We start from the raw sequence: 16,154 nt of genomic DNA, 5'->3' as shown, positions 1-16,154 counted from the left end.
GCCTACATAAACTCAAGGAGCCGCAAAATGTCGGGCCTCAGCCGTTCCATACACCTTACGGTGCATATCCATAAAGATCCTGCCGCTATGGCCGAACGCGCCGCCCACATTCTGGCGGCAGCCTGCGAAGAAGCCATCGCCGACAGGGGTGTTTTCAGAATCGCGCTCTCCGGCGGGCAGACCCCCACGCCACTTTTCCGCCTGCTGGCGGGCAAAGACTGGGCCGACCGTCTTCCCTGGGACAAAATGACCTTTTACTGGGTGGATGAACGCTGCGTTGGCCCTGATCATCCTGACAGCAACTACGGGCTTGCGCGCCGCGAACTGCTGAGCATGGTTCCTGCCATGCACTTTTTCCGCATGCGCGGCGAGGAAGATCCCGTTGAAGCCGCCGTCAAATACGAGCAGCAGATCCGCGCCGAATTCAATCTCGGCCCGCAGGAACTGCCCCGCTTTGACTTTATGCTGCTGGGCATGGGCGAAGACGGCCACACGGGTTCCATTTTCCCCAATTCGCCCGCCCTTGCCGAACGCAAGCGCCTTGTCATTGACCAGTACGTGCCCGAACGCAAGGCCGACCGCCTCACGCTCACCCTGCCCGTCATCAACAACGCCCGCTGCTGCATGTTCCTCGTGACCGGCAAGGAAAAGCACGATGTGCTTTCGCGCGCGCTCAACCTGCTGGCCGAACCCACCCTGCCCGCACAAAAGGTGCGCCCCGGATTTGGCGAACTGATCTGGGTTGTGGACGAAGCCGCCGCCCGAGGCGTGTAAGCCACCCCATTCACGGATATCTCAATCAAAGCCACCCGCCATCGGGTGGTTTTGATTTGATCCCCCCGGCAAGCAGATGCAGGCTCCTGCGCCTTCCATAAAATGCGGCAATACTAAAAACGCAAAAGCTCCTTTTTCAAGGAGCTTTTTATTATCAGCCTGCAAGCTGTATGAGCGGAAAAATTTTCTTTCTGCCTGTTTTACGGAGCGATGGCAGCATCGTCGCCAGCAGGCTTTGCCTCCACAGCAGGGCTGGCGGATTGCTGCTCTGAAGGCGGCGTTTCGGCCTTTTCCGGCTTCTGCACGGGCTTCCGTACTGTCTTGTGCGCGGGCTTCCGCGCGATATCCGGGGCTGCCTCCTGTACGGATTCCTGCTGGATATCCTGTTTGGGCAAAGGCTCCAGCCCCTGCCACACGCGGGCCTTGCAGATGACTTCCGGCCTGTATTCAAAGTGCATCAGATCATATTCGTGCCATTTACCGCCCCAGATAAAGCCCTCGTTTTCAAAGGCTGCCACAATGGCGGAGGGATAGCTTTGCTGCAAGGGGTGCGGGCGCAGTTTGCTCCAGCGCCAATAGGTGGCAATGCCGGGGCTGATGTCAAAGGCAATGCCAAACGCGTGAGGGCTCAGGCGGTTCTCGCCCGCAATACGCCGCCAGGCGAACCCGCCGTCCATTTTCAGCAGGGTTTTCAGACGAGGTTCCTGAGCGGCTTGCGGGGCAAGATTGGCGTTTGCCCTGTTCATGGCTTGCGCCGCTGCGGATGAAAGATGCAGATGCTGCCCCAGCAGGCGGGCCTGGACCAGATGCCCCCCAACAGCCTTGGGCGTAGATCCGTAGAGGGCTTGCAGCAGATCATAAGAGCGCCGCCGCCCCGGCGAAACGCCCTGTGGAGTATCGGGCCGCTGCGGCTCCAGTGGATAGGGCTCGGCCATGCTCGCCCGCACACTCACCACCCACTCGGATTCCTGCGAACCAGCCAAGGGGGCCGCACCCGGCGCAGCGTCATACAGCACGCGGCGGCCATCGTTAAATACCAGCCACTGGCCCTGCGCGTCCGTCGTCATGCCTGTAATCTGCGGATAGGCCCGCCGCAGACAATAAAAATCCACCTGCGCGGCATCATCAAGCCCTGCGGGCAGATCTGCGGCGTCAATCAGGCCGTTGGCAGCTGCCGCCCCGGTGGCTCCGCTTGCAGGGGCTGCATTGGCAGACGCAGTTGCGGGCGCGTTGGAGGGCGCACTGGATGACGTAGCCGTCTCGGCATGTACGACATGGGCACAGCACAAAAAAATAAAAAGCAGCAATATTGGCATGAAGGCACCCTAGCCGCCCCTGGCTTGTCAAGGCAAGCGCTTTTGCGTACATCTGCGCCATGTCTGCCTGGAAATTTTATCTGGTCACGTTCGGCTGCAAGGTCAATCAGTACGAAACCCAATCACTGCGCGAAGCCTGGCTTGTCCAGGGCGGCGTGGAATGCAGCGCCCCTGCCGAGGCGGATGTGGTGTGCGTCAACAGTTGCGCCATCACCTCCAAGGGCGAAAGGGACGCGCGCAATGCCGTGTTCCGCCTGCGCAGGGAGGCTCCGTCCTCGCGCCTGATTCTCACCGGTTGCGCGGCGCGTCTGTTTGCCGATTACAAACCGCGCCCCGGCGCCATTTGGGCCGTCCCTGATCTGCTTGTGCCGCAGGAAGAAAAAAGCCGTCTGCTGCATGGCCCCTGGGCCGACATTGACGGCGAGGGAGTCATCCAATCCGCAGGGATGCTGGAGGCTACCGCACCTGCGGCCACAGTTGCCGTAGCAAGCCCTGCGCAGACCGCTGCACAGACAAGTCCGCAGGCCTTTCCGCCGTTTCAGATTTCCGCCTTCAAGCGCGCCCGCCCGGTACTGAAAGTGCAGGATGGCTGCGCCCACCGCTGCACCTATTGCATTGTTCCCTCTACGCGCGGCAAACCGCGCAGCCGCCCGGTGGATGAAATCGTTTCCGAGGCGCGCCGCCTGTTGCAGGCAGGCCATGCGGAAATCATGGTCTCAGGTATCAATCTGGGCCAGTATGGACGCGGCACGGATACGGGCGACTTCTGGAATCTGCTGCGCACGCTTGACGCTGCCCTTGCGCCGGAATTTGCCGGGCAGGCCAGGCTGCGCATCAGTTCGCTGGAACCCGGCCAGCTCGATCAGCAGGGGCTGGACGCCCTGCTTGCCTGCCGCATGCTCTGCCCCCACCTGCATATTTCTTTGCAGCACGGCAGTCAGGCGGTGCTCAAACGCATGGGGCGCGGGCACTACACCCCGGCCATGCTGGAGCATGCCGTGAGCGCGCTGGCCTCGCACTGGCCCATCATGGGCCTGGGCGCGGATATTATCGCAGGCTTTCCCGGCGAAACGGAAGACGACATGCGCCAGTTGCTGGAGCTGATCGACCGCCTGCCCATGAGCTACGCCCACGTGTTCCCCTATTCGCGACGGCCGGGCACGGCGGCAGACCGCTTTGACGGGCAGATTCCCCACAGCGTCAAGCTTGAACGCGCGGCTCGCCTGCGCGAAGCCGTGGCCCGCAAGCATCAGGCATTTCTGGCAGAGCAGCTCAAACTGCCCCGCATGCTGGTGGCTGCGGACAATCCGCAGGCATTTGCGGACTCCCCAACGGATGCGGCACCCGCAGAGGAATCCACTGGCGCACCAGCGGCACCCACGCCGGAATCTGCGGGCAAGAACAAGAAGAACTCAGTGAAAGGCGTTAACGAATACTACGCCGCCTGCTCCATACGCCTGCCCGCACAAGTCAAAAGACCCGGCGCTGATACGGGGCTGTTGCCCGCACGGCCCGTGGCCCTTACCGAAAAAGGTCTTGTGGTGGAGCTGATAGAGCAAAAATAAATGCAGTGCCGCTGTGTCGCTGTGCACTTCATAAAAGAAAAGGAGAGCATGGCTCTCCTTTTCTTTTATCTGTATAAACCTGTGCTGCTCTTTCGGTGAACCCCTTACAGGCCCCCCGCAAGCAGGCTAGATGCTGATCTTCGCGCCCAGCAGCTTAACAAATTCGGCGATCAGGGCGGGATGGGCAGGCCACGCGGGGGCAGAAACAAGGTTGCCGTCCACAGTGGCGCTGGTGAGTGTTTCGTTAAAATCGCACCAGGTGGCCCCGGCGTCCACCACATCGGGTTTGACCGCCGGGTAGGCAGTGCAACTGCGGTTTTTCAGCACCCCAGCCGTCACAAGAATCTGCGGGCCGTGGCACACGGCGGCAATGGGCTTTTTGGCGTCGTTGAATTCGCGCACGATTTCCAGAATGCGGGGGTTCAGACGCAGATATTCCGGGGCGCGGCCACCGGGAATAACAAGACCTGCGTAGTCAGCGGTGTTTACCTTGTCGAAATCGTAGTTGATACCGAAGTTGTGTCCGCGTTTTTCAGAATAGGTCTGGTCGCCCTCAAAGTCATGGATGGCCGTACGCACACTTTCTCCGGCCTTTTTCCCGGGGCAGACGGCATGCACTTCATAGCCCAGCATCTGCAACATCTGGAAAGGCACCATGATTTCATAATCCTCAACATAGTCGCCAGCCAGCACCAGAATTTTTTTCATATGATCCTCCAAACGGGGAGCGGCCCGTTAACGCGGTCGCCAAGACCGGTTGTTGCGCGGCGGCCGGGCGGCAAAACACCGCCCTTGCCTTGACCGTATATATACTTATATATGCACACAAAGCATGTGGGCAAGCCCCTGACGCCACCCGGCCCGCACAATTGCGCGCCTGGGAGGCTGGTCGATTTCTGACCGCAGCGGCCTGCGCAAGCTTCAGAACATTTTCAACAGTAATTATTCTGGCGCCCCCATGTTGCGGTATGCCGCCGCAAGGGTTTCATTTCGGCAACGAATCAGGAGAATAATCATGCCCATGTACGATTTTGTCTGCACGGCCTGCGGCAATAAATTTGAAGATCTCGTTTTTGGCGACGAAGTTCCCGCCTGCCCCAAGTGCAGCTCCCCCGCCACAGAAAAGCAGATGTGCGTACCCAGCCCGCTGAAAACCGGGGCTTTCCCCTACAAGCCCGGCCCGGTGCGCCCCATGGGCAAAGGCATGCCCCCCTCCTGCGCGGCTGGCGGCGGCTGCGGCGGCTGCAGCGGAAATTCCGGCGGATCGCAGGCATAATACGCTGATTTTAAAAATAAAAAATGCATACCCGCAGCGCCGGGCCAAGGGCATTTGTTGCATTCGCAAGCCCCTTGCTCTACACTGACGCATATCTTTAGCAGGAAGGAAGCTATGCTCCGCAGCATGACCGGCTTTGGCCGCTGCCTGGTGGAAAACGACTACACCACCCAGCAGTGGGAGGTTAAAAGCGTCAACAGTCGCCATCTTGACCTCAAGTGGCGTTTGCCTCTCTCTATACGCAGCCTTGAACCGCGCCTTGAAAAAGTGGTGCGGCGCTATGCCTCGCGCGGGCGCGTGGATGTGAGCCTGGTCTTGCAGTATGCGCCGGGCAACACCCCTGCCATGCGGTTTGACATGGTGCAGGCAGCAGCCATGCTTGATAATTTGCAGGCACTGGCTGATGCTCGCGGCGAGGCCTATGTTCCCGACTTCAACGCGCTGTTGCAGATCCCTTCCCTTTGGGGCGACAGCGGCGAGGAGCTGGACGAAGACACCGCCCGCTGCCTTGAAGAAGGCCTGGCCCTTGCGCTGGAAGACTGGAACGAGGCCCGCTCCGCCGAAGGCCGCTCCCTTGCCACCGACATGCACTCCCGCATACTGCGCATGGAAGAATGGACAGGCCTTATTGCCGACCGCGCTCCCAATATCAAGGAAGAACGCGCCAATGCCCTGCGTGAGCGCCTGAGCGAGGCCCTGTCCCAGAACGGGCAGGAGCTGGAAGAAGGCCGCTTTTTGCAGGAATCCGTCATTCTGGCAGACCGCCTGGATGTGAGCGAAGAACTCACGCGCCTCAACACGCATCTGGCGCGCCTGCACGACCTGCTGCAAACCGGCGGCGATGCCGGACGGCGGCTCGACTTTACCTTGCAGGAGTGCTTCCGCGAGATCAATACATGCGGCAACAAGCTGCCTGATGTGCAGCTTTCGCGCATGGTGGTTGATTTTAAAAACGAACTGGAAAAATGCCGCGAGCAGGTTCAGAATCTGGAATAAACATGCCTCGCGAACGTCTTATCAATATTGGTTTTGGCAACTATGTGCTGGCGGGCCGGGTTGTGGGCATTGTCAGCCCTGCATCTTTGCCCATGAAACGCCTTCGCGAAGACGCGCGGGCTGAGGGAAGACTCATTGACGCCACCCAGGGGCGCAAAACGCGCTCCATTCTGGTGACGGATTCAAACCACGTCATACTTTCCTCCATCCAGCCGGAAACAATCAGTCAGCGCTTTGCGCAAGAGGAAGGGGACTGATGCCCCGCGAAGGCATAGCACTGGTGCTGAGCGCACCGTCTGGCGCAGGCAAGACCACACTGGTCAAACGCCTGTTGGCGGAATTTCCGCATATTGGCTACTCGGTTTCGTGCACGACGCGGCAACCGCGTCAGGGCGAAGTGGACGGCAAGGACTACATTTTTCTGAGCCACGAGGAATTCGAGCGGCGGCGTGCACAGGGATATTTTGCAGAATGGGCCGAGGTTCACGGCAATTTTTATGGTACGCCGCTGGCTCCTGTGAAGGAAAAGCTGCATCAGGGCCAGGACGTGCTTTTTGACATTGACGTGCAGGGCGCGGCGCAGCTCAAGCTTTCCCTTTCGGAAGCCACGTTTGCCTTTATCCTGCCCCCCAGCCTGCACGAGCTTGAAAACCGTTTGCGCGGGCGCGGGCTGGATGACGAGCCAACTATTGCGCGCCGCCTTGTCAACGCGAGGTCAGAGATTCTTCAGGCCCGATGGTATGATTCTGTCATTGTAAACGACAATCTGGATCAGGCCTACGATACCCTGCGGGCGGTGTATGTGGCTGCGGGGCTTGCACCTGCGCGCAATCCGCACCTGCTGGATGAGATTCTCAACCGCTGATGCGCGCTGACCGGTACTGACAGATTCTGCTGTGGGCTGCTCCGCAGACCGCCAGCAAGAATGATCCGCCCCCGCCGCAGCACGGCATGCGTGTTGGGGCAAAAGACCTGAAACCGCATATTTTGTTCGTACAGCCGGATTTCTGGCCGCGAGCAGCAGCACAGGAAGCAACATGCCCACGCAGCAGCACAGGCCGCAGCATCGGCCACAACTGGCGGTAGCTCTGGATTTGCCCGAAAAACAGATTGCACTCGCGCTGGCGCGCAAACTGCGCGGCACGGTTCCCTGGTGCAAGGTGGGCATGGAGCTGTTCACCCATGCAGGCCCCGGCCTGCTGGAAGAACTGTCCGCAATGGGCTTCAGCGTTTTTCTTGACCTGAAGTTCTACGATATCCCCAACACCGTGGCGCAGGCTGTCAAAGCTGCGGCGGCGGCTGGGGTGAACATGCTGACCCTGCACTGCCAGGGCGGTGAACGCATGTGCCGTGCAGCGGCTGAGGCGGCAGCCGGGGTTTCCGGGCCGCGCCCCCTGCTCTTTGGCGTGACAGTGCTTACAAGTTTTGCGCCCGGCGAAATGCCCGGCATCGAGGCCTCGCCCGCCGATTTTGCTCTGGCTCTGGCCCGTCAGGCGGGGCCGTGGGGGCTTGACGGCGTGGTCTGCTCAGGGCATGAGGCTACAGCCATCAAGGCCAGTTGCCCCGGCCTGCGCTGCCTTTGCCCCGGGATCCGCCCTGCGGGTTCCGCCGCTGGCGACCAGCGCCGCGTTATGACGCCCGCTCTGGCCATTGCGGCAGGAGCTGACTATCTGGTTGTGGGCAGGCCCATCACGGCTGCGCCGGACCCGCTGGCAATGGCCCGGCAGATTACGGAGGAAATGGCCTCCGCGCACACATAAAGAAGTATTGAGGATGAGCATGGCCGGTCAAACGCCCAAAAGCGCGCAAGGCGATTCCCACAACAGCGGCAAAACCGATGTTCGCGGGGTCTTCTCCACTCAGGAAGTCCGCAGGGTGGGTACTGGCACGACCACGCGCAAGACCGTGCAAAAAACCTTCTGGTTCATAGAGCAGCACGGCAAGGAAATTGACTGCCAACCGCTCAATACCAACTATGTGCCCAGCGGCCCCAAGCGCAAAATCACCCTGGACGAGCTTATTTCCAAATTCTCGCCCGAGCCGGAATTTTACCTCAATTCCGTTTTCCCCAAAATGCAGGAGATCCAGCGCAGCATTGATAACGGCGACGAACATCGTGAAAATGGCGAAAACTTTGCCGCCGAATTTGAATACACGCGCGCCCTCAAGGTGGATGAAGAAAACGTGCGGGCCAACTTTGGTATTGGGCTGACCTATCTTGAGCGGGGCGACAACGCCAAGGCGCAGGACATTTTTCAGCGCCTGGTAAAACTCGAAGCCGCATTCGAGCCAGAGCACAAGCACCTGTTCAATGAATTTGGCATCAATCTTCGCAAAAGCAAGATGTTGCAGGAATCGTTTGAATACTACCAGCGCGCTCTTGAACTTTCGCCCACTGACGAAAACCTGTACATGAACATGGCCCGCGTGCTGCTTGAACTCAAGGATATCGGCCAGTGCGTTGATTATCTGCTGAAAGCGCTTGAGCTGGCCCCACGGCACGAAACCTCGCTCAAATTCCTGGCATGGCTTATTCAGAAACAGCTCGTACCCGCCGACCGCTTAGAAGGAGTACGCGCCGCACTTCAGGCCGCACAAAACGGGGCCGCGCAGAAACCCAAAACGGCGGGCTAACGCTTTGAAAAACTGGCTGATCCGCGAGCCTGTGCAAAACATCTGCCCCACGCCGCCCCGGCAATGGGCAGATGCTCTCTCCATCTCGCCCCTTCTTCTTGAGATTCTCTGGCGGCGTGGCCTTTCCGAAAGGGATGCCATGGACGCCTTTTTGTCCGCCCGGCTTGATACGCTCACGCCCCCTGACCGCTGGCCCCAATTGCCCGAAGCATCCAGTCTGCTGGCATCTGAACTGCTGGCCGGAAAAAAACTGGCAGTCTGGGGCGATTATGACGTGGACGGCGTGACAGCCGCCACCTTGGTGCTGGATGTGCTTGAAAGCCACGGCATCCACGCGGACTGGCATATCCCCGACAGGCGCAGCGAGGGCTACGGCCTTAACGTGCCGCATATTGAGGCGCTGGCCGCCCAGGGCTGCGGCGTGCTGCTCACGGTGGACTGCGGCATTTCAGACGTGCAGGCAGTGCAGCGCGCTCGGGAGCTTGGCATGACTGTGGTGGTTTCCGACCACCACCTGCCGCCCGAAGAGCTCCCCCCTGCCCACGCCATCTGCAACCCCCGCATCCTCGCCGCAGAAGATCTGCCCTACCCGCACCTTGCTGGCGTGGGCGTGGCCTTTTACCTTATGGGGGGCGTCAACGCCGCCCTTGCCCCGCATACGGGCAAAAAGCACAACATGGGCGATTGCCTTGATTTGGTGGCGCTGGGCACCCTTGCGGACGTCATGCCCCTCACCGGAGAAAACCGCGTGCTCGTGCGCGGCGGGCTTGCCCGCATTGCGCGGGCGGAACGGCCCGGCATGGCGGCCTTGAAAGTTGCCAGCGGAATGAACGCCGCGGCGGCGTTAAGCGCCGGACAGGCTGTTTTTCGCCTTGCGCCGCGCATCAACGCCGCTGGGCGCATGGGCAAGGGCGAGCTGGCCCTGCGCCTGCTGCGCGAAAAAGATCACGTTGCCGCCGCAGGCATGGCGCAGGAGCTCGATGAACTCAATCTGGCCCGCCGTCAGGAAGAAGAACGCATCTACGCAGAAGCCAAGGCGCAGGCATCAGACATACTGTCGCGCGGGCCGCGCGCAGGCCTTGTGCTCTACGGCAAGGACTGGCACCCCGGCATCGTGGGCATTGTGGCCTCGCGCATTGTGGAAGATTACTACCGGCCCACCATCATCGTATGCGACGATCAGGGCAGCCTCAAAGGCTCGGGCCGCTCCGTGCGCGAATTTGATCTGCACGGCGGTCTGACCCGCACGGCAGACTGCCTGCTGAACTTTGGCGGGCACCGTCAGGCGGCAGGGGTGCGCCTTGCGCCGGAAAGGCTGGAGGAATTTCGCGCCCGATTCGATGCTGTGGCGGAAGAAGTGCTTGGCCCCAACCCGCTGCTTCCCAGCATCACGCTGGAATGCGAGCTGGGCTTCAAGCTGGCAGGTGATCACAACTTTCTCAAGGAACTTGAACTGTTGCAACCTTTTGGGCCCGGCAATCCCGAGCCGGTATTCCAGTCGCCCCCGCTGCTGGTCAAGGAACGCTCTTTTCTTGGGCGCAGCAGGGAACACGTACTTTTGCGGCTGACGGACAGCGCCAGCGGCATTACCCTTTCTGCAAAAGCCTGGCGCATGGCTGGCGAACTGCCCGCCTCCCTCATCAACAAGCACATTCTTGTGGCCTACACCCCGCGTATCGACACCTACAACGGCATCGCTTCGGTGGATATCGCCATCAAGGACTGGCGGCCAGCCTGATCGTCCAGCCTTCTTGTGATAAACGCATAAAGGGGCAGCCCGGCAACACTCCGCCGGGCTGCCCCTTCTCACAATATGCCGGGCGCGCTATCCCCGCTTCATTTCTGCAATCAAATCGCTCAGAGCCTTGGCCTGACGCGTAAGATCCGTCACGGCCTGAGCGGCTTCGTCCATGGCTCTGGCGGTCTGCATGGAGATATCGTTGATCTTCACAATGGTCTGGTTGATTTCTTCGCTGGTGGCAGACTGCTGTTCGCTGGCGGTGGCAATGGCGCGTACCTGATCTGCCGCAAGCTCCACACTGTCGACAATGTGGGTGAGCGCTTCGCCAGACTGCCCGGCGAAATCGGAGGCAACCTCCACCTGTCGCAGGGCAACTTCCATAACATCCACGCTCTTGGCCGTGCTGGTCTGGATGGCCTTGATGGCATTGCCCACATCGTGCGTCGAGGCCATGGTTTTTTCTGCCAGCTTACGCACTTCGTCTGCCACCACGGCAAAACCACGCCCGGCATCGCCCGCACGCGCGGCCTCTATGGCGGCGTTGAGGGCCAGAAGGTTGGTCTGGTCGGCAATATCAGAGATCACGTTCATAATGCGGTTAATGGCCTGAGCGTGGTCATTCAGTTCCGCCATGTCGCTCTTGAGCCCGTGCGAAATCTCGCGCACCTGTCCGATGCTTTGCAAGGACTGCTGCACAATGCTTGAACCATTTTCAGCGCTGCTGCGCGTCTCCTCGGAGGTGGACGAAGCAGCCGAAGCATTGCGTGCCACTTCCTGCACCGTGGCGTTCATCTGATTCATGGCTGTGGCCGCTTCGGTAAGGCGTTGCGCGGATTCGGAGGCAGCCTTCTCTGACTGCCCTATCTGCTCGGAAAGCCGCGCCGAAGCCGAAGCAAGAATATCCGCCACGCCTTCAAGCTGCCCCGCAGCAGCAAGCATGCCCTCCTTGCGCGCATTTTCCGCCTCGATGGCAGCCTGCTCTGCGCGCTCCGTTGCCTGACGGGCCTGTTCTGTGGCCTTATGCGCCGCAGCGGTTTTTTCCTCGCTCTCGCCCAGCAGGCGCTTGATGTTGGCCATCATGCGTTCCATGCCAAATGAAAGTACGCTGAACTCGTCGCCTCTTTTTTCAGAGGTTCGCAGCAGCCGCTCCTCCGCCGTGGAGCACTCGAGCCTGCCGCCAGCAATGGCCTCGGCAATGCCGGAAAGCCCGCCCAGCAGGTGTACAATGCTGCGCACACTCAAAAAGATGACGATGCCTACCACAAGGGCGCAAGCCACCGCCGTCAGCACATTATTGACCAGCATGTCGCTGATGGGCTCGTAAAGAAGGGTTTTGTCCAGTTCCAGACACAATATCCAGCCTTCATCGAGCATATCTGTATAATACAGAATCTTTTCAAGCCCTTCGGCATTCACAAATTCAAGGCGGCCCTTTTTGTTTTTAAGAACTTCCGCGACCCAGGCCGAGCCTGTTTCTTTCTGCCCGATGCGCATCAGGTCGGGGTGCTGTACAATCACGCCTTCCGTATTGATAACAAAGGCCAGGCCCACATCACCAAGATCAATCTTGTTTGTGGTGGCGTTGGCCAGCTTGTCGTTGTCTGTGCCCCCGTAAATAACGCCTACGATCTTGCCTTTGTCCTTAACGGGCATGCCGATGATGGTGGTCATTTTTTTGGTGGCCACGCTGACCAACCCGACAGAGCTGACCACGCCCTTCATGCCGTTGATAAAATAGCTGCGCTTTGAAAAATCTTCGCCAATGGTGCTGCTGAACTTCTGCGTATCGCCCTTTTTGCTGTGCATGATGACTTTGCCGTCAGGAGCAATAAGGCCGCATGTGGCAATATTGCTGTTCACATCGGTAAAGTTTTTGAGGGCGTCATGGGCGTGGAGAAAAAGCTCATCGTTGTGGTCAATGGGAGCGCCATTGGCATAAGCTTCAAGAAAGAGGCGAAGGCGGCGATTTTCGGCAATCTGGGCAAGCGCTTCCTTCATGGATACAAAGACTGCGTTCAGGCCTACTTCCTGCCCTTTCAGAATGGCCGCAATATCCTGGCGGGTCTGCTTTCGCAATGCGTCTTCAGACATACGATGACTTATGCCAGCCACAAGGGCCAGGCCAAGCATGGATGGAATAAGGATGTACAGCGACATCTTCGTCAAAAGACCCAGCTTCATAGTGCCTCCCGGTACCTGACGCCCGTTCTGAAAAAAGGAACAATTTTCAGTTTTATCGTCATATTTCGGATATGCAATAGGCCAAAACGCACTCATGCCTGCACGAGCCAAGACTAACGGATACCTCAACATGAACGATTCTGACCTTTATGGCAATGGGCAGAAATAGTTCAGTGATTGCTTACAAAAACAAGATGCCCCCGGTCAGAATAACACGGGGGCATCGTCTTGCAATAAAGAAGCGTTACCGGTTACGGCATGGTGTACACGCGTTCCGAGTTAAAGATATTGCCTTCCTTTTCAAGTCCCTGGGCTGCGGCCTTGCTGTACCACGCAGCGGCTTCTGAGGGATTTACAGGCACACCTACGCCAAATTCATAGCATGCGCCCACATAGCGCTGCGCCTGCGCAAAGCCCTGATCGGCAGAACGCTTGGCCCAGACAAATGCCTGATCCGGATCCTTGGCAAAGCCATACCGCCCCTGGCTGCGATAAAGCGCAAGGTTGAACTGGGCTTCCGCATTGCCAGCATTGGCGGCGCGGCTCATAAGATCGACCACGGCAGTATCGTTTTTGGGAACCCCGGCGCCAAGTTCGTACAGATAGCCCAACTGCACCTGCGCTTCGGCGTAATTCTGCTCCGCAGCCAAACGGAACCACTTGGCGGCGGTTTCCATATCCTGAGGTACGCCAAGGCCATTTTCATAACAGCGTCCCATCAGTACCTGAGCGCGGGGATTGCCATCGCTGGCCAGAGGCTGCACCATCTTCACAACTTTATTATATTGTCCGATATTATACGCAGTCCATGCTTCATCCAGCGTCTGTTCGGTGTTTTTGGCTGGATTCGCCTGAACCGTGCTGATCATTCCATATCCCACAGTCAGCATTGCGGCCAAAAGGATTGCAGAACCTAAATTTTTCATAAACGTCTCCTTTGCGCCCGAGCATGTTGCCGGAGGTGCAATCTATATAATAGTACTGGCAAGGGAGGATGACAAGGCCGCCCCTTGACGCCGTAGCTGGCAGAAGGCACAAACACAGCAGGCGCAGGGCTTGCCCAACCTTTTGTTGCGCTCCGAGGAGATTTTGCATGACTGTTCCCCCAAACGGCCCGCGGCACGACCAACCCGACACCTCTGAACAGGCTGCCCTGCCCCAGGGCGATGCGGACAAGGCGGGTGCGCCGCGTGTGGTTGATGTGGAAATTCTGCACGATCACGAAGACCCCCGCAATGCCAGCCAGAACGCTACTGGGCAAGGCAATGCCAGAGCGCAGGGCAACGGGTGGAATAGTGCCTCCGGCTTCGGCCCCTATGGGGATGGTGTAGACACAGGTTCAGGCCAGTCAGAGTCGGGGCGTCAAGAGTACCGCAGCAGATTTTTCTACCGTGGAACCTTCGGTCAGTCCGGAGGCCTAGGCGGCATGAACCTTGGCCGCGTGTGGATGGGCGGCAACGACCAGACAGGTTGCCTTGCAGCCAGCGTGACCTTTGCCCTTTTTATGGTCTGCCTTGCCCAGTTTGGTTTTCTTGCGGGCATCGGCTTTGTCTTCTTCCATATAATAGGCACGGTCATGGGCGTTATGCGCGATCTGCGGCAGTTCAGCACGGGCCGCCTGCCCAATCCGTGGACATGGCGCATCGGCAACTGGGCTGTTTCCTTCCTGCTGACGGCTTGGTTTGCCGGAGCCTTTGACTGAGCCGCGCCGAGGTTACGCGCAATGACTGACAGCCCTTGGCTCGTCTACCTGCTGGAGTGCGCTGACGGCACGCTGTATTGCGGCATCACCACAAATATGGAGCGCCGCATGGGCCAGCACAATGGGCAGGTTCCAGGCGGGGCGCGCTACACGCAGGGGCGGCGGCCCGTGCGGCTCATTGCCAGCCGGGCCTGCGGCTGCAAAGGCGATGCGTTACGGCTTGAGCTGGCCGTCAAATCACGCCCGCGCGCCCAAAAACTACAATTTCTGCTTGCTGGAGAGAGTGTTTCATGCTGACACCGGATGCAATGATGGCCTTTTTTGCCGCCGCCCTGCTGCTTGGCATTGCGCCTGGGCCGGACAATATCTTTGTGCTCACCCAGTCTGCTCTTTTTGGTGTTGGCGCTGGCATAATCACCACGTTAGGGCTTGTTACGGGCCTGTGTGTTCACACTACGGCAGTTGCGCTGGGCGTTGCCGCCATTTTTCAGACCTCGGCTCTGGCCTTTACCCTGCTCAAAGTAGCGGGCGCGGGCTATCTGCTGTGGCTTGCCTGGCTCTCGTTTCGCGCCGGGGCATCCACAACCGATGTGGCAGATGGAGCCGCCAGCAGCACTGGCAGCAACTTCCCCGGCTACATGACGCTCTATCGCCGGGGAATAGTGATGAACGTCACCAACCCCAAGGTTTCACTTTTTTTTCTGGCCTTTTTGCCGCAGTTTTGCGACCCCGCTCGCGGCAGCGTGGCCTTGCAGGTGTTGAGCCTCGCCGGGCTCTTCATGCTGGCTACCATCGTGGTTTTCTGGACTGTGGCCGCCCTTGGGGGCCGTCTGGCCGTATGGTTCAACCGTTCAAAGCGCGGGCAGATCATGATGCAGCGCGTGGCGGGCTGCGTGTTTGTGGGGCTGGCTTCTGCCCTGCTGCTCAGCGGGCGCTGATGCGTAACGCGGGCCGCTCGTTTATAACTTTACAGGTACGCTGATGAATTCACGCTCCCGCTACTCTCGCCGCGCTGTTCTGGCCGGTCTTTGCGCCCTGCCGGTTGCCATGTTTGGGGCCGTGATGGGCGCGCCTGTCATCAATTGCGCGCTGGCCGCTGCCAGCCCCGAAATCAGCGCAAAAGACCTGCAAAAAATGCTGGCCGAGCTTGAGGCGTCAAGCGGCGGCAGGCTCGGCGTGGCAGCCAGCGTCAGCGATGGGGGCAAAGTTTTGTCGTACCGTGGGAACGAACGCTTCCCCATGTGCAGCACATTCAAAGTGCTGGCGGCTGCAGCCGTTCTGCGGGACAAACCGGGGATTCTTGAACAGAGAATCCATTTTGCCAAAAGCGACATCCAGCCCTGGTCGCCCGTTTCGGAAAAGCACCTTGAAGACGGCATGACTGTAACAGAGCTGTGCGCGGCCATGCTCCAACACAGCGACAATACGGCTGCCAACATTGTGCTTGCCCAGTTGGGCGGCCCTGAGGGCCTGACCTCCATTGCCCGCAGTTTTGGCGACACTACTTTTCGCCTTGACCGCTGGGAAGTAGAGCTGAACACGGCCATTCCCGGCGATGCGCGCGACACCACAACGCCCCTTGCCATGTGCCGCACCCTGAACGGCCTGCTCTGCGGCAATCTGCTGAAAGCGCCAGCCAAAAAACAGCTGACAGACTGGATGCTGGGCTGCGCAACAGGGGCCGGGCGCATCCCCGCTGGAGCGCCCCAGGGCTGGCGCTCGGCGCACAAAAGCGGCAGCGGAGAAAACGGCACCGCCAACGATGTGGGCTTACTGTTGCCGCCGAGCAATCCCGAGCAAGCAGCCAAGTCCCGCAATGGCAAAAACAAACCGCTGACCGTGGCCCTCTACCTCACGGGATCGCGCCTGACCGGACCGGGAAACGACAAAATCCTTGCCCAGGCAACTCGCTTGGTCTGCGCCGCAGAAGGGCTTGCGACGCCGCTTGACAATATGTATTGACATGATT

At 59.4% G+C, this 16,154-nt stretch carries 17 protein-coding genes; 13 read left to right on the top strand and 4 right to left on the bottom strand.

The window, feature by feature from the left end; all coding sequences use genetic code 11:
* The first annotated feature begins 27 nt into the window (after positions 1-27).
* Entirely contained in the window at positions 28-774 is a 747-nt protein-coding gene (gene pgl, locus ACUZ9P_RS09585; protein ID WP_022658474.1) for a 6-phosphogluconolactonase, read from the top strand.
* 200 nt (positions 775-974) lie between these two features.
* On the opposite strand, the gene ACUZ9P_RS09580 is transcribed toward pgl, so the two are convergent.
* Positions 975-2,090 carry a M15 family metallopeptidase gene (locus ACUZ9P_RS09580; RefSeq protein ID WP_449249524.1) on the bottom strand — a complete coding sequence of 372 codons (1,116 nt, stop codon included), beginning with the start codon at positions 2,088-2,090 and terminating at the stop codon, positions 975-977.
* A 59-nt stretch (positions 2,091-2,149) separates the two neighbouring features.
* On the opposite strand from ACUZ9P_RS09580, the gene ACUZ9P_RS09575 reads away from it, so the two are divergent.
* Entirely contained in the window at positions 2,150-3,655 is a 1,506-nt protein-coding gene (locus tag ACUZ9P_RS09575; RefSeq protein WP_449249523.1) for a MiaB/RimO family radical SAM methylthiotransferase, read from the top strand.
* A 126-nt stretch (positions 3,656-3,781) separates the two neighbouring features.
* On the opposite strand, the gene ACUZ9P_RS09570 is transcribed toward ACUZ9P_RS09575, so the two are convergent.
* Positions 3,782-4,363 (bottom strand): DJ-1/PfpI family protein, encoded by a 582-nt coding sequence (locus ACUZ9P_RS09570; protein WP_192111406.1) that lies wholly within the window; start codon positions 4,361-4,363, stop codon positions 3,782-3,784.
* 307 nt (positions 4,364-4,670) lie between these two features.
* Between ACUZ9P_RS09570 and ACUZ9P_RS09565 the strand changes: the two genes are divergently transcribed.
* From ACUZ9P_RS09565 to recJ, 7 genes are all read left to right on the top strand, one after another.
* A complete protein-coding gene (locus ACUZ9P_RS09565) occupies positions 4,671-4,931 on the top strand; it encodes an FmdB family zinc ribbon protein (protein ID WP_022658470.1) in 261 nt (86 codons plus the stop codon).
* Between the two features lie 114 nt (positions 4,932-5,045).
* Complete coding sequence (locus tag ACUZ9P_RS09560) at positions 5,046-5,927, top strand: YicC/YloC family endoribonuclease (protein WP_022658469.1); 882 nt, start codon at positions 5,046-5,048, stop codon at positions 5,925-5,927.
* A 2-nt stretch (positions 5,928-5,929) separates the two neighbouring features.
* Entirely contained in the window at positions 5,930-6,184 is a 255-nt protein-coding gene (locus tag ACUZ9P_RS09555; protein ID WP_022658468.1) for a DUF370 domain-containing protein, read from the top strand.
* A complete protein-coding gene (gene gmk / locus ACUZ9P_RS09550; RefSeq protein ID WP_449249522.1) occupies positions 6,184-6,792 on the top strand; it encodes a guanylate kinase in 609 nt (202 codons plus the stop codon). Before ACUZ9P_RS09555 ends, gmk begins: the two co-directional genes overlap by 1 nt.
* A gap of 172 nt (positions 6,793-6,964) precedes the next feature.
* Entirely contained in the window at positions 6,965-7,687 is a 723-nt protein-coding gene (gene pyrF, locus ACUZ9P_RS09545; RefSeq protein ID WP_022658466.1) for an orotidine-5'-phosphate decarboxylase, read from the top strand.
* Between the two features lie 19 nt (positions 7,688-7,706).
* Positions 7,707-8,561, top strand: a complete 855-nt coding sequence (locus tag ACUZ9P_RS09540; protein ID WP_449249521.1) for a tetratricopeptide repeat protein — start codon at positions 7,707-7,709, stop codon at positions 8,559-8,561.
* 4 nt (positions 8,562-8,565) lie between these two features.
* Entirely contained in the window at positions 8,566-10,299 is a 1,734-nt protein-coding gene (gene recJ / locus ACUZ9P_RS09535) for a single-stranded-DNA-specific exonuclease RecJ (RefSeq protein WP_449249520.1), read from the top strand.
* Between the two features lie 87 nt (positions 10,300-10,386).
* Here the strand turns inward: recJ and ACUZ9P_RS09530 are convergent, their stop codons facing one another.
* A complete protein-coding gene (locus ACUZ9P_RS09530; protein ID WP_449249519.1) occupies positions 10,387-12,483 on the bottom strand; it encodes a methyl-accepting chemotaxis protein in 2,097 nt (698 codons plus the stop codon).
* A gap of 251 nt (positions 12,484-12,734) precedes the next feature.
* On the bottom strand, positions 12,735-13,409 hold the full coding sequence (locus ACUZ9P_RS09525) for a tetratricopeptide repeat protein (protein WP_449249518.1): 675 nt from the start codon (positions 13,407-13,409) through the stop codon (positions 12,735-12,737).
* Positions 13,410-13,576: 167 nt separating this feature from the next.
* Between ACUZ9P_RS09525 and ACUZ9P_RS09520 the strand changes: the two genes are divergently transcribed.
* From ACUZ9P_RS09520 to bla, 4 genes are all read left to right on the top strand, one after another.
* Positions 13,577-14,185: a hypothetical protein gene (locus ACUZ9P_RS09520; protein ID WP_449249517.1), complete on the top strand. Its 609-nt coding sequence runs from the start codon at positions 13,577-13,579 to the stop codon at positions 14,183-14,185.
* A gap of 21 nt (positions 14,186-14,206) precedes the next feature.
* Entirely contained in the window at positions 14,207-14,482 is a 276-nt protein-coding gene (locus ACUZ9P_RS09515; RefSeq protein WP_449249516.1) for a GIY-YIG nuclease family protein, read from the top strand.
* Entirely contained in the window at positions 14,476-15,123 is a 648-nt protein-coding gene (locus ACUZ9P_RS09510) for a LysE family translocator (RefSeq protein ID WP_449249515.1), read from the top strand. Before ACUZ9P_RS09515 ends, ACUZ9P_RS09510 begins: the two co-directional genes overlap by 7 nt.
* A 109-nt stretch (positions 15,124-15,232) precedes the next feature.
* A complete protein-coding gene (gene bla / locus ACUZ9P_RS09505) occupies positions 15,233-16,147 on the top strand; it encodes a class A beta-lactamase (RefSeq protein WP_449250250.1) in 915 nt (304 codons plus the stop codon).
* Positions 16,148-16,154: the final 7 nt, after the last annotated feature.

The sequence above is a fragment of the Desulfovibrio intestinivivus genome (assembly GCF_053570665.1).
The sequence above is the reverse complement of the archived record's forward strand: the minus strand, read 5'-3'. Positions and strand labels throughout refer to the sequence as shown.